General features: G+C 38.7%; 13 protein-coding genes. 2 read left to right on the top strand and 11 right to left on the bottom strand.

Annotated features, from left to right (window positions below; genetic code table 11):
- Window positions 1-256: 256 nt before the first annotated feature.
- The 8 genes from dagF to Hs30E_RS08725 form a co-directional block, all read right to left on the bottom strand.
- The gene (gene dagF, locus Hs30E_RS08760; RefSeq protein WP_172209580.1) at window positions 257-997 is read right to left on the bottom strand and encodes a 2-dehydro-3-deoxy-phosphogluconate aldolase; all 741 of its coding nucleotides are present in this window, start codon (window positions 995-997) and stop codon (window positions 257-259) included.
- Between the two features lie 12 nt (window positions 998-1,009).
- Entirely contained in the window at window positions 1,010-2,011 is a 1,002-nt protein-coding gene (locus Hs30E_RS08755) for a sugar kinase (protein ID WP_172209579.1), read from the bottom strand.
- Window position 2,012: 1 nt separating this feature from the next.
- Window positions 2,013-3,110 carry a DgaE family pyridoxal phosphate-dependent ammonia lyase gene (locus Hs30E_RS08750; RefSeq protein ID WP_172209578.1) on the bottom strand — a complete coding sequence of 366 codons (1,098 nt, stop codon included), beginning with the start codon at window positions 3,108-3,110 and terminating at the stop codon, window positions 2,013-2,015.
- Window positions 3,111-3,113: 3 nt separating this feature from the next.
- A complete protein-coding gene (locus tag Hs30E_RS08745) occupies window positions 3,114-4,229 on the bottom strand; it encodes an amidohydrolase/deacetylase family metallohydrolase (RefSeq protein ID WP_172209577.1) in 1,116 nt (371 codons plus the stop codon).
- A gap of 77 nt (window positions 4,230-4,306) precedes the next feature.
- On the bottom strand, window positions 4,307-5,389 hold the full coding sequence (locus Hs30E_RS08740) for a DUF871 domain-containing protein (RefSeq protein WP_172209576.1): 1,083 nt from the start codon (window positions 5,387-5,389) through the stop codon (window positions 4,307-4,309).
- Window positions 5,390-5,554: 165 nt separating this feature from the next.
- Window positions 5,555-6,259 carry a GntR family transcriptional regulator gene (locus Hs30E_RS08735; RefSeq protein WP_172209575.1) on the bottom strand — a complete coding sequence of 235 codons (705 nt, stop codon included), beginning with the start codon at window positions 6,257-6,259 and terminating at the stop codon, window positions 5,555-5,557.
- A 15-nt stretch (window positions 6,260-6,274) separates the two neighbouring features.
- Complete coding sequence (locus tag Hs30E_RS08730) at window positions 6,275-7,039, bottom strand: DUF1803 domain-containing protein (RefSeq protein ID WP_172209574.1); 765 nt, start codon at window positions 7,037-7,039, stop codon at window positions 6,275-6,277.
- Window positions 7,040-7,552: 513 nt separating this feature from the next.
- Complete coding sequence (locus Hs30E_RS08725) at window positions 7,553-7,795, bottom strand: type B 50S ribosomal protein L31 (protein WP_172209573.1); 243 nt, start codon at window positions 7,793-7,795, stop codon at window positions 7,553-7,555.
- A 208-nt stretch (window positions 7,796-8,003) separates the two neighbouring features.
- Here Hs30E_RS08725 and Hs30E_RS08720 point away from each other — a divergent pair, with 208 nt between their 5' ends.
- Complete coding sequence (locus Hs30E_RS08720; RefSeq protein ID WP_172209581.1) at window positions 8,004-9,383, top strand: ISNCY family transposase; 1,380 nt, start codon at window positions 8,004-8,006, stop codon at window positions 9,381-9,383.
- Between the two features lie 117 nt (window positions 9,384-9,500).
- Here the strand turns inward: Hs30E_RS08720 and murA are convergent, their stop codons facing one another.
- A complete protein-coding gene (gene murA / locus Hs30E_RS08715; RefSeq protein WP_172209572.1) occupies window positions 9,501-10,769 on the bottom strand; it encodes a UDP-N-acetylglucosamine 1-carboxyvinyltransferase in 1,269 nt (422 codons plus the stop codon).
- A gap of 349 nt (window positions 10,770-11,118) precedes the next feature.
- On the opposite strand from murA, the gene Hs30E_RS08710 reads away from it, so the two are divergent.
- Entirely contained in the window at window positions 11,119-12,324 is a 1,206-nt protein-coding gene (locus Hs30E_RS08710; protein ID WP_172209571.1) for a cation diffusion facilitator family transporter, read from the top strand.
- 54 nt (window positions 12,325-12,378) lie between these two features.
- Here the strand turns inward: Hs30E_RS08710 and Hs30E_RS08705 are convergent, their stop codons facing one another.
- On the bottom strand, window positions 12,379-12,855 hold the full coding sequence (locus Hs30E_RS08705) for a thiol peroxidase (protein ID WP_172209570.1): 477 nt from the start codon (window positions 12,853-12,855) through the stop codon (window positions 12,379-12,381).
- A 140-nt stretch (window positions 12,856-12,995) separates the two neighbouring features.
- The gene (locus Hs30E_RS08700) at window positions 12,996-14,342 is read right to left on the bottom strand and encodes a glucose-6-phosphate isomerase (RefSeq protein WP_172209569.1); all 1,347 of its coding nucleotides are present in this window, start codon (window positions 14,340-14,342) and stop codon (window positions 12,996-12,998) included.
- Between the last annotated feature and the right edge of the window lie 295 nt (window positions 14,343-14,637).

Below are 14,637 nucleotides of genomic sequence, written 5' to 3'. Positions count from 1 at the left end.
ATCTTTCGAAAAATATCTCAGAAGAATCGGTAAGACGCTTCTGGAATATCAAGCTGAAAATTCAGCCTAAATCATAACTCAATCATATCAAAAATGGAATCTAAAAGCAAATTTTGCTTTAGCAAAATGTAACTCATGTTTCGACTTTTTTTGGGACATTTTCAATTTCGCTTGACAGTACTAATGTATTATACATTACGTTTTTTGAACCAAACAAAAAAAGATAGATTACAACTCTATCTTCTTCTCTAATAGTCTATTTCAAAGTCTCTTTCATCATGGCATAAAGCGTTTTAACATCCTCAACTTTCGTATCGCCTGTCGTTTTGTCAATAATTGATGAATAAACGTGCGGGATAATTTTTTTAACGCCCGCATCGACTGCAATTTGCACGATTTCTTGGAAGTTTTCAAGGTCAATTCCTCCCGTTGGTTCCAAGTAAAAATCATTGTCAGCGCAAGCTTTAGCAACAGCTTTGTATTCTTCGATATGTGCAAGACCTTTCATATTGAAAAATTTGATTGAGCTACCACCCATATCTTTCAACAAAGCAATCGCTGTTTCGATTGGGACAATACCTGCTGGCGCTTGTGATGACAAAGGACCTGTCGCCAAATTGACCATACCGACCGTGCCAGTTGGCGAAACTAAACCGTTGATAACCGTTTCATCTTGCCCCAAAAGCGCCCGACTTGTACCAACGCCAGTGAAAACTTGATTGACATGTTGTGGTTGCAAAATTTGCGCCAAACGCGACACCATAGCCGATTGATTGGGGTCTCCCGCACCGAGACCGACTGATAAAGCATTATCAGTCGCCTCAATATAACGTTTCATATCTTCGATTGCGCCCGCGTCCGTGTCATAGTTTTTGGACAGCACGCCAAGCACAACATGCCCTTTCGCTGCCTCATAGCAAGCCTTGGCATTATCAACAGAATTCGCAAGCACATTCAAACAAAGCCGATTTTCTAGGTAATTAGGTGTTTTTTTCATGATTTTCTCTTTCTATCTGATGACTTCAAGGTCATCGTCGTTCATTTTTTCTTGGATAAATTTTTTGGTCAAAATGGGGCTATCGCCGTAGGTTGTATGGGCTAGTTGCGTGCTAGTCGTTGCAAATTCGACTATTTCTTTTAACGACCATTGCTCAATTAATCCTTGAATAATCCCACTAGCAAAGGCATCTCCCGTACCGATTCGATCATAAGTTGTAACTGCTCTATGGCTTGAAAAGACTACCTGAGATTTATCAACAAGGAAACCACGAACAAATTTTGCTTGATGATCAGTTGATTTTTCCGTCCCACAGAAATAAGCCAAATCATAAGCCGCCACAAACCGTTGATACAGTGTTTCAATCGGCTCATTTTCTGCATCATAAGGCATTTCTAACAACAAAGTCAGATCCTTCTTGCCGCCAATGACAATCGTCGCCTCTTTCAAAATCGTCTTGTAATCCTCAATCAAACTGTCACGCTCGTCTGGTTTGACCAAACTCATACGATAATTGAAATCAAAACACAAGGGAATTGATAATTCTGTCGTTAATTTGGCAAGTCTCATCGCATTGTCACGCGCAGTCTTTGATGTACACAAGGAAATCCCACAAATATGTACCAAATCACTAGCAAGAAGTGCTGATTTCATCTGACTTTCAGAAATTTCCGTTTGACAAAAGGCACTTTCACTGCGATTGAGATAGGTCACTTGACTTGGGCGATTACCATAGCCCATTTCAAGAAAATAAGTGCCAATATGATGACCGTCAAAAATCAAGTTATCGTCTCTCACACCGAGTCGACGAATTGTTGCCGCAGCTGCACGACCAACAGGATTATCGGGTAACACCGAAAGCAACTGTGTTTGCACGCCATTTCGCGCCAAACCAGACAGAATATTCAAGCCTGTGCCACTATAACTCATGTCAAGCGTATCGGTTTGGTCAATCATCTTGTAATGTTGCGGGCTGAGCCTGAGCATCACTTCGCCAAATGCTAAAATTCTCATCTTACGACTCCATAATCGCTTGTAATTTTGCCACAATCGCCGTCATTTCTGCATGGTCAACAGCACGAACATCAAACTCAATAATACCATTATTGGCTTGATACTCACGTGTATAAACCGCCAAATCACCTTGTTTTAACTCATCAATGACTTGGCTAGCAGTTTTTTTATCAGTATCAACCTTGACACTTGCCCGATAAATATCACGCCCAGCAGCATCTTGAACTTGCTTAGCTGATAAACCAGAAATGCCATTGATTTCAGCAATAAACGGTGTCAGACGAGCAATCATATGCGCGCCAGACTCACTCCCATTTGCCAAATAGGCTTCCAAAGCCGTCACAAAACCGATAATATTGTCCTTACCGATTTTCATGGCACGACCAATGCCTTTATTTTGGAGCTGAATCCATGGAATATATGGGTTGCGACCAATCACAACAGCACTTGATGGCGCCTCAATTGCTTTAGCACCCGAATAAATAACCAAATCAGCACCTTGCGCATAATATGTTTCAAGGTCTTCTTCAGCAGCGGCATCAACAATCAAAGGTAGCGCATATTTTTTAGCGATTGCTGACATTTGCCTAATGGTTAGCATACTTTTTTGAACAGTATGGTGGCTCTTGATATAAAGTAGCGCCGCCGTCTTATCAGTAATCTCGATTTCAACTTGTTCAGCTGTGCACTCATTCGCCCAACCTGCCTCGACAAGTTGCCCACCACCGAGCGTGACCATAACTTCAACACCCGTGCCGTAGTTGACATTATGCCCTTTGGGAATGATAATCTCACGTTTGACAATGCGGTCAGTCAGATGATGATAAGCATGATACATATCACCTTGACCAATCACCCCAGCCGTTGCTAAAGCAATACCACTACTTGCACTCGCAACAACAGTCGCATTTTCGACACCTAATAATTTTGCAATATATTGACCTGTTTTGACTGTCAAATCTGTCATTTCAAAAAAAGTTTGCCCCGCCTCTTTTTGCGCTGCTGCAACCTTATCACTGATTTTTGACACACCCAAAATCGTCATTTTACCTGAGGCATTGATGACTTTTTTGAGATTGAATTTTTCATGAATTTGCATTGATTAACTTCCTTTATTTTGTATATGATATATTTTACCAGAAATTATCGCAGTAGTAGGTGTTATTTGCACACTCGTTTCAACGATTGCGTGGTTAGAATCAGTCAAATGTTTATTGGCATGCGTGTTGACTTGAAAAAGTGTCAAGTCCGCATCAAATCCAATCGCTAATTGTCCTTTCGTCACAAGTCGTAAGGCTTTAGCAGGCGCAACAGTCACACGAGAAATAACTTGTTCTAGCGAATAACCCGAATAAATCAGTTTTTCCATGGTTGTTGCCAAATTGTAAACAGGACCATCAAGGCGATTTCTCAAATAAGTATCAGTCGAAATCGAATCTGCTAAGATGTGTTCAGCCTTCGCCTGCATGGCAACTTGGAAATTAAAACTATCTGTCCCATGACCAATATCAAAATGCACGCCATCTTGATACGCTTTCTTGGCAAATTCCTTGATTTTACCGTCCTTATCAAGAATACCGTTATCCTTACCATTAAAACAATGCGTGACAATATCGCCCGCAGTCAGATAAGTCATCAACTCCTCAAGCACAACAGGCGCTGTACCAATATGCACCATGAGCGGCAAATCAGCTTTTTTTTGCAGTTTTTTCGCCAAAATCAGCGGTTTAACACCATTTTTTCCGATAACACTCTGACTCATGCGCGCTTTGATACCAATGATAAAGTCGCTTAACTCCTGTATGCGCGCTAAATTTTTTGCTTCATTTACTTTAGTCAAATCAGCCAGTTCATCTTGAAAAACGATGCCGTCTTTAGAAATGTTCAAAAGTGCGTAAACATTTGTCTTGGCATTTTTCGATAGCTCATAAAAATCGCGGATGTTATTTTCACCAGTTGAACCCGCATCAACAATAGTTGTAACACCATTTTTAACACCAACTTCATCTGGATAATCATAATAAAGCGACATTTTTTCAAAACAATGTACGTGCGCATCAATCCAACCAGCCGAGATGAAATCTTGCTTAGCATCCAAAATTTCAGAACTTTCAGCTGTAATTTCAGGCGCAATTTCAGCAATTTTACCATCAAAAATAGCAACTTCAATCGGTTGATTTTCTAATGTTCGTGCATTTTTTATGATTAAATCATACATCATTATTTTCTGTTTAACCCTCCTTTTTTAAAACATCTACCATTCATCATAACATTAGTTTTTATAATATCAAAAATTTACTCAATAAAACGGAACTTTGTCCACGGACGAATATAATCTAGGAGAAATAACTCGTTTTTACGAATCTGTCCAACCTTATTTTTTCGCTTATCCGCATGAGCTTCTAAAACAATCTGCAACTCATTTTTATATTTACCAAAATAATCATTGCCGATAACAATATCCCCACACTCAAAAATCATTTGATTATCATGACACGGATTGTCAGCTTTATAGACCTTGCGAACCTGTGTTGAACGAATCATTTGTTCAGTTATATCTCCACGTCGAAAATGCTGATTATGGCACACAATATCTCGCTCAATAGGATTAACATTTGGCAGAAAATCAACCGAAAACTCAAGTTGATAACGATTAAGCTGCCCCAAGGCAATCAATTCATCTTCACTAGCATAGGCATTTCCAATAATCACATCATCAATCAAACCCGTTGCAAATAGATGCTTAGCTTGCACTTCAATCGGTAAATGACGGTGCATTTCAAGTGTTGGTAACCCATCATTGATATTCCAAGGCCCATTTGTCGCCACTTGACTGGAAATGAAAGCTGCGGTTCTAATACCATATTTTCTAAAACGTTCTGAACATGACTCGAAAAATACTAATGGTAAAGCACTCCCTTCTTGCGGATAAAAATTGTGACAGCCATAAATAAACGGTTTATTTGCCTCATAGGTCAAAATATTGTCCAAATATGCCACGTCATTTGACATGTTAAGCTCAATAATTAAACCATACGGATTGAAAGACAACATTGCCTCTTTATTGCCATCAAAACCAATATCCAAGCGCAAACCATCTGCACCCAAGTCAGCGAAAAAACGCAAATCATCATATGACATGCCAAGTTCATCAAAAATATTGGGCGCAATATCCAAAATCACTTCATAATCAAGTTTTTTAGCAGTTGAGATAATCTTTGAAAACTTATCCGAAACAGCAGACTTGCCCTCCGTCACTTCCAACATTGACATAAAAACACGTTCAAAACCTTGACTTTTCGCAAAAGTCAAATAAGCCAAATCTTCCTCAAAAATACTGTTGTTCGGGTAAATCGACACACCTAGTCTTCTAAACATTTTTATCCTCAATAATTTTTAATCTATTGCTAATTTTAACGAAAATAACTATTTGGAATGAATTTCAGAAATCACTTCCTGAATACATCATAACATTATAATGTTTAAAAGTCAATAAAAAAACAATAGACAAATTGAAATAGACTATTGTTTTTTATATTCATATTAAACTTGATAATCAATCACATATGGTGTTTTCAAAGAATCATAACTCGAAATCGTATATTCGACGACATTTCCTTGCACATTATAGGCAGTCCGAACCCGTTCAAGCGCAATATCCGAAATATTCGGCATAGCTTCAAGCAACCAATCAGGCGTTTTGCGCGCAATAAAAGCATCTTCAATTTCAAAAATAATCAGACCTTGCTGAACTAAAAACGAATAAAAAGAAAAATGGGCATCGCCTTTTTCAGGCAAAATTTCAGGATTTTCTAAGGGAAAATAATGCTTAACAAAGATACTTGCCACATCATCCAACTCATATACACGATGAATTTCATAAATATCATTTGTCGCCATAAATTTCTCATTTATAGCTATATCTTTTGATTTTCCAACATAAACAACTGAACTTTTGACCACAACACCCGTATCCGTCAAAATTTTTGTAAATGTTTTGGCTTTATTGAAAACATTTATCGGTTGATTGCTGATAACTTTTGTTCCCATACCACTTTGTTTGTAGAGATACCCCGCCTCAACAAGCAAATCAACAGCCTTACGCACTGTGATTTTACTGACATCGAAAGTCGCCATAAGGTCATTTTCTGTTGGAAATAAACTGCCTGCTTTGTACTTACTGTTAATCAAGTCCGTTTTCAAGCTATTATAAACCTTTTGATATAAAGTTTGATTTCTTTGTGACATATACTCACTTCTTTCTTAAATTTTCATAAAATTTGCAATTATCTCATTTTGTCTGAGTTGGGCGGCAATAAATTCGTGTGGTTGCTCAAAACTAATCGTCTCAAAGTTAGGATTATCAAAACGCAAGCATGACCGAAACATGACCTCATCAACCTGTTCAAGATAGCCATAAAGTACTAAGGTTTTGATAAAAATATCTGGCTTTTTATTTTTAACCAGCTCCTTTTTGGCAAATTTCAAGAGAAAGGTCGTCACATATTTGAGCGCATAATCAGGATTAACATCACCGATAAGTTGGAAAATCTCGGCTTCTAAAGTTGACAAAGGCTGATTATTAGCCACATGACTGAAATAATTTGCCAAAGTATCCGTTGTCTGCTTAAAATTAGATGAAAAATGTAGCGCAATACCATTTGTCGAATTAGTTAAAACTTGCTGAATCTGCGAATTTTCTAGCTTTGTCACAAGCTGACTAGCCGAATCAACAAAAAAAGGAAGATTGTATTGCAAAATCGCAGGTTTATCGGTAGTAACTATATCTGATAAATTAAAATCTTTATCAGAAAAAATAGGAAAATTATTTCGATAACGTTTGTCAAGACGTGTCACCAAATTAGCCTGTACAAATTCTTCTATTTGACGCTCCAAATTTTTCTCATCTGAAAATTCAGCCTTAATTTGCCGTAAATTAACATCATCATGAACAGCCAAAAAGTCAATCAATTTCTGAAAAAATGGGCGCTTGGTAAGTCTAGTCGGATTGAAAATTTTAATCGGCATTTTTAAGTATTCCTATTGATTGTCATTTTGAGAAAAGAGTCGCAAACGCATAGGGATACGATTCAATGATTGACCAAACCTCTTCTTGTTTTTGTGCTTGAATGCGTACACCAATAGCACTGATAACTTTGTCAAAAAAGAAATTGCTTAGTTTTACACTCGTTTAGCTGTAAAAAGCTAACACTTTTGGCTATTTTTTGTCACTTCGTCGTTGACAAGTCTCACCGTACGCCTGTACGCCTATGGCTTTGAAGTAGCTACTTTAGTAGCTTAGCAGTTTTACCGCTTAGCCGTTGGCTAGAATTGACCAAAAATAGCTCAAAAGTTTCGCAATCTTTTTATAGCTAAACGAGTATAGTTCAATCGTTATCACTATTATATCAAATTTTTTTAGCTTTGCGTTATTTTGAAATAAGTTTTTGATAAGGAAAAATATGGTTTATAAAAGTGCAACTATACACACTTTTATAAACCATATTTTTTACTTTCTCGCTCGTCGCAAAGAAATATAGCTTACAAGCCGTATTTCTTGTTGAAACGATCCACACGGCCATCGGCTTGTGTGAACTTAGCTTTACCAGTGTAAAATGGGTGTGAATCTGATGATGTTTCCACACGGATTAATGGGTAAGTGTTGCCATCTTCCCACTCAACAGTTTCTTTTGAGCCTTTTGTAGAGCCACTCAAAAATTTAAAACCTGTTGACGTATCCAAGAATACTACTGGTCCATATTTAGGATGGATGTCTGCTTTCATGTTCGATATTTCCTTTCTGCCTTGGATTGTTTGCCAGTCCAAAGTAATCAATACTTGTCTATTTTATCAAAGTTTTCGAGTATTTTCAAGCCCTAAAAATCACTTTTCATCAACTTATATCATTCGAAAGTGATAATGTCCTAAGTAGGTCGAAACATAAAATGTCCCAAATGTTAAACTAATACTTATGAAAAGGATATTACTCACTGTGAATGAATTGAAAAAGTATCGTGTTATCAAGTTAGTACACGATGGTAAGAAAAAGAAACAACGTGCTAGTGTCGAGCTTGGTCTGTCTCTTAGACAGGTCAATCGCCTCCTAAAAGCTTATCAAGAAAAAGGGAAACAAGCCTTTGTACACGGCAATAGAGGCATGAGACCTGCCCACGCCATCTCCTTTGAAATCAAGGAAAAAATTATCAAACACTATAAAGCCTATCAAGACCTAACCCCAAACATCAAACATTTCACTGAAATACTAGCAGAAATTGAGGACATTCATTACTCTGACACAACCATACGGGCAATCATATATAGCGATGGCTTACTCTCTCCAAAGTCCCAAAGGAAAACGAGAAGAAGAATCAAGGCGCTACGAAAGAAAAAAGAAAGTCAGACACAAGAAACTGCACTACTTCACAAAGCAGAAGAAAGATTAGAAGTAGTCGAAAAAGCACATCCAAGCAGGCCGAGAAAGAAATACAGTGGGGAATTAATACAAATGGACGCTAGCTCTTATCAATGGTTTGGTGGACAAATCACACATCTACATGTCGCAATTGATGATGCCTCTGGAAACATCGTAGGCGCTTATTTTGATACACAAGAGACACTCAAAGGATATTATCATGTCTTACATCAAATCTTAACTAAACATGGCATCCCTGTCACTTTCTTGACTGATAAGAGAACGGTTTTCGAGTATCATGCAAAAGCGAGGAAAAAAATGGAAGACGATACTTTAACACAGTTTGGCTTTGCTTGTCATCAGTTAGGGATTGAGGTCAAAACCTCGTCCATACCTCAAGCTAAAGGACGAGTAGAACGTTTAAATGGGACTTTACAGTCAAGATTACCGATTGACCTACAAAGAGCTGGAATTACAACAATTGAAGACGCTAATGACTTTCTAAACAAATGGGTCAGACAGTTCAACCAAAAGTTTGGCAATAAAACAAAAGAGACCGTTTTTGAACAGGCCCCTTCAGATTCTACGATTAATTTACTGCTAGCTCGCGTGGCGAAACGTGTCGTTGACAGTGGCCACCACATCCGTTATAACAATCACTTCTACTTACCAATTAAAGGAGACAAGGAAATGTACTTTACTAAAAAATCTAAGGCACTTGTTATAGAAGCCTTTGACGGTAATATTTATATCAATATCGAGGACAAAATTTATAGCTCAAGAATGTTACTAACACATGAAATTTACTCAGAAGAATTTGATCAACCCAAAGAAGGCAAAAAAGAAAAACGCAAGTATATTCCCCAACAGTCACACCCGTGGAAACTTGCATCTTTCGAAAAGTATCTCAGAAGAATCGGTAAGACGCTTCTGGAATATCAAGCTGAAAATTCAGCATAAATCATAACTCAATCATATCAAAAATGGAATCTAAAAGCAAATTTTGCTTTAGAAAAACGTAGCTCATGTTTAGACTTTTTTGGGGACATTTTCAATTTCGCTTGACAGCCCTAAAAATCACTTTTCATCAACTAATTTAATATCAACACCAAGTGCTGTCATTTTCTCGATAATATTGTCATAGCCACGCAAAATGAACTCGACATTTGAAATCTTGGTTTCACCATTTGCAATGATACCCGCATTAACAAGCGCCGCACCGGCTCTCAAATCAGTTGCCATAACTTCTGCACCATGCAAATCATTTGGCGCATGATAGTTAATTTCACCATTACCCGCCAAGATATTGGCACCCATACGTGACAATTCAGCGGCATGATTGACCCGTTTTTCGTAAATGGTGTCAATAACCTTGCCACGACCATTTGTCATGAGAAGTAGAGGTGTAATCGGCTGTTGCAAATCAGTCGCAAAACCTGGATAAGGGACGGTTTTAATGGTCACGGCACGTAAGTTATCTGATTTCAGAACTTCGATAGAGTCATCACGAATAATCATCCGAACACCCATTTCCTCAAGTTTGGCAATAAAAGACTCCAAATGCTCGTAAATGACGTTATTAACGACGACGCCGTCGCCAAATGCGGCAGCAAGGCTGAGATACGTCCCCGCCTCAATCCGATCTGGAATGACCGTATGGCGCGCACCACCAAGTTTTTTCACACCGTCAATGCGGATGACATCCGTCCCAGCACCACGAACTTTAGCACCCATGTTATTGAGCAAGGTCGCCACATCAATAATCTCTGGCTCGCGTGCGGCATTTTCAATAATCGTCCGACCCTCAGCCTTGACCGCAGCTAGCATGGTGTTAATCGTCGCCCCGACAGACACCATATCCATGTAAATCGTTGTCCCATGGAGTGAGTCGTTGTCCGTCGTCAAGTGCATGGCATTTTCCTTGAAAATCATACGCGCACCAAGCGCCTCAAAAGCTTTGATGTGAAGATCAATCGGACGTGGTCCAAGATCACAACCACCTGGCAAACCAACCGTTGCTTCACCAAATTTGCCGAGCAAAGACCCGTTGAAATAATAAGAAGCACGCAAGGAATTTATCTTGCCATAAGGCAAAGGTTTAGAGACAACACCACGTGGGTCAATCATAACCTTACCTTTTGCTATCTCACGACTAACTTTTGCACCCATGAGTTCCAAAATCTCAAGTAAACTCACCACATCAGAAATATCTGGCACACCTTCCAAAGTCACGACATCATCCGCTAAAATCGTCGCAGGAATCAGCGCCACAACTGAGTTTTTAGCACCAGAAATCGTGACTTCACCCGAAATTCGCCTACCACCATTGATTACTATTTTTCTCATACTTATTATAAAATCCAATTCTTAAATGTCAAATTCATGCTTATCTATTTTACCATAAAAAATTGTATTTGACACTATGAGTTTTGAGATTAAGAAAACTGTTTTTATCATCCTATTTCGATCATTTAAACTCATTTGTTATAAAAAATAAATGAGTCTTTGGAACTGTCCTTAAACGAGTATCTTTATTCAAAAACAAACTGATTGTGATAAAGCTCAGCATAAAAGCCATTCGGTACTTGGAGCAGGTCGTTGTGGTTACCTTCTTTAATCACAACACCGTCTTTAATAATCAGCGCCTCCCAAAGTAAATTTTGCTTTTACACGCGATAAAGTATATAATAGAAAGATGAAAAATTCACGTTATCAAGACCTGAAATTAGCGGAACGTGGGGCGTTGCTGAGTATTTGGGCATACGTCATCTTGTCCCTCATCAAAATCATAGTTGCCACAATGACCCATTCTGAGAGTTTACGTGCTGACGGTTTCAATAATGTTACCGATATTATGGGCAATATCGCCGTTTTAATTGGGCTAAAAATCGCCCGTCGCCCTGCTGACGACGACCATACTTACGGTCATTGGAAAGTTGAGTCCGTTGCCTCTCTCGTTACTAGCTTTATCATGTTCGTTGTCGGCTTTTTCGTTCTTAAAGACACCGTGACCGCTATTATCGAAAATAAGCAAACCGAGGTTGATCTAATCGGCTCGGCTGTCGGCATTTTTTCTGCCAGTATCATGATTTTAATTTATTTTTACAATCGAAATCTCGCGACCAAAGCGAAAAGTTCCGCCCTTATGAGCGCCGCAAAAGACAATCTATCTGATGCTGTGACCTCAATTGCAACCTCAATTGCCATCTTCGCAGCCAGTTTTAATCTGACGATTATCGACCGCCTCATGGCAATTATCATTACCATTTTTATCTTCAAAACCGCCTACGACATCTTCGCTGAGTCTGTTTTCAGCCTGTCTGACGGTTTTGATGAGGAAAAAATCGCCGAGTATTCCGCCATTATCGCACAGATTGATAAGGTAGTTGCCGTCAAGTTCATCCGCGGGCGCTCCTATGGTAGCAACACTTTCCTTGACGTCGTTATAGAAATGTCGCCAGACCTCTCCGTTTTCGAGAGTCACGCAGCAACGGAAGTGATTGAAAACACTTTAAAAAATGATTGCGAAGTCTTTGATGTTGATGTGCATGTTGAACCAGCCATTTTACCTGACGAAGAACGTGATGCGAGTTTAGCACTCCATATTTTAGGGCTAGAAGAACAAGTACTAAACAACACAAACAGCCACTTACTTGCCAAAAATTTCACAGAAATTCGTGCCGACGGTGTTGAAATTAGCAGAACACAGAAATTATCAGAACACCATCAACACCTAGCAATTGCAAATTACAAGCCTGAGCGCATTTCAAAAAAAACATTCGCTGTGACCTACAACTATTTCGAGCATGAGGAAAATTTTGCCGTCACTAGCATTTGGCGCAGACACACAAATTGGTATTGCCAAGCAAGACAAATAACAAAAATTCTTGTTAGCAAATAAATATTTCAAAAATAAAAACGCGTCGACTTTATGATAAAATCGACACGTTTTTTCTTAATTGTCAGTCGCAACTTTTAAAGCCTCTTCATAATTGGGTTCATCAGTCATCTCAGTCAAGATTTCTGAGTAAACAATCTGACCATTTTTGACCACATAAACGCTACGCGCAAGAAGATTAGCCTGTGTCATGACAAGACCGTAAGCCTTACCAAAAACGTTATCATTATCCGAAAGAACAGTCATGTCAACACCCTCAGCTGCACACCAATTGGCTTGCTCCTCATGCGTGTTATTTGAGATTGATAAGAAAGAAATCGCTTTGTTTTGAGCAGCCTCAGCATTGAAACGACGCGTTTGCAAAGAACACACACGCGTATTAATATCAGGAAAAACACTGATAATAATTGGGTCAGGTAATTTTGACAAAGTGACCTCTGTTTTATTTTGATCAAGCAATGTAAAATCAGGTGCTTGCCCTGCTGTCAGCGGTGTGATGTCATCAAAAATGTCATTGTGTCTTGTAATAATCATTTTAACTTCTCCATTTCTTCTTTGATACTATTATAATAAAAAATCGCCTGAGAATGAACTCAAACGACTTATTATATTTGTTTTAAGTTATTTTTCGTCAATTTTAACCAACGGCTAAGCCACGTTTAGTTGCCTACATGTTACAAACGTGCATTCAACTCAGCTCCGAGATCTTCAAAGCCTGGTTTACCGAGCAAAGCGAACATATTTTTCTTGTAAGCCTCAACACCTGGTTGGTCAAATGGATTGACACCATTGAGATAACCTGAAAGACCAATCGCAATCTCAAAGAAATAGATAAGGTAGCCGAGCGTAAACTCGTCTTGACGTGGAATCGTCACAACTGAGTTTGGCACACCACCGTCAGTATGCGCAAGGAGAACACCTTGAAAAGCCTTGGTATTGACAAAATCAACGTCCTTGCCTTCAAGGTAGCCTAGACCATCCAAATCTTCAGCTTCTGCCGGAATATTGATGTTAAGTTTAGGCGCTTCAACCTTGATAACCGTTTCAAAAATGTTTCGGCTCCCCTCTTGGATAGATTGACCAATTGAGTGCAAATCTGTTGAGAAATTAGCTGATGTTGGATAAATTCCCTTGTAATCTTTCCCCTCAGATTCGCCTGCCAACTGTTTCCACCATTCGCTGAAATATTGCAATGACGGTTCATAATTGGCAAGAATTTCAATACTTTTACCTTTACGATAAAGAATGTTACGCAAAACCGCGTATTGATAAGCCTCGTTTTCTTTCAAATCAGCTGTTGCATAGGCTTCACGCGCTGCGGCCGCACCATTCATAAGCGCTTGGATGTCAGCACCACTAGCTGCAATTGGCAAGAGACCAACGGGTGTCAAAACAGTAAAACGACCGCCGACAGCATCAGGCACAACAAAAGTTTCCCATCCTTCTTCATCTGCTTGTACTTTGACAGCGCCGACTTTTTTATCCGTTGTCGCATAAATACGACCGTTTGCTTCATCTTTACCATATTTTTTAATAAGCATTTCCTTAAAAATGCGGAAGGCGATAGCAGGTTCAGTCGTTGTACCTGATTTTGAAATAACATTGACAGAAAAGTCTTTATCTGCAACATAATCAACTAATTGTGCCAAATAAGTAGAAGAAATTGAGTTACCTGCATACAAAATTTGTGGCGCTTGACGTTTTTCTTTCGTATCAAGATTGACAAATGAACTGTTAAGGAAATCAATCGCTGCACGCGCACCCAGATATGAGCCACCAATACCAATCACAATAAGCACATCGCTATCAGATTTGATTTTTTCAGCTGACTTGAGAATACGGTCAAACTCTGCCTTATCGTAATCTTTTGGCAAGTCAATCCAACCTGTAAAATCAGAACCTTGACCAGTGCCTTCACGCAATGCTTTGTCAAAAGCAGTTACAGCGGGTTGCATATAGTCAAACTCATGTTGTGCAACAAAAGGCAAAGCCGTTTTGTAATCAAATTTAATGTGTGCCATATTTTCTCCTTAATTAAATATCAAAATTCAAAAAATTCACAAAATCATGAATCTGCTAATTTTGAAGGTGTTTTGTACGAATTGTTACATCTTTCACGTACAAGTAATTTACTTTATTTTACCCTTTTTTGAGCAATTTTTCAAGGGTTATATTTAATACTAATTCGCTTTATCATTCGAAAGTGATAATGTCCTAAGTAGGTCGAAACATAAAATGTCCCAAATGTTAAACTAATACTTATGAAAAGGATATTACTCACTGTGAATGAATTGAAAAAGTATCGTGTTATCAAGT

It is taken from the genome of Pseudolactococcus hodotermopsidis (genome assembly GCF_011170085.1).
Classification (GTDB): Bacteria; Bacillota; Bacilli; order Lactobacillales; family Streptococcaceae; genus Pseudolactococcus; species Pseudolactococcus hodotermopsidis.
Note: the sequence above shows the minus strand (reverse complement) of the source record. Positions and strands in the feature narration are given on the sequence as shown.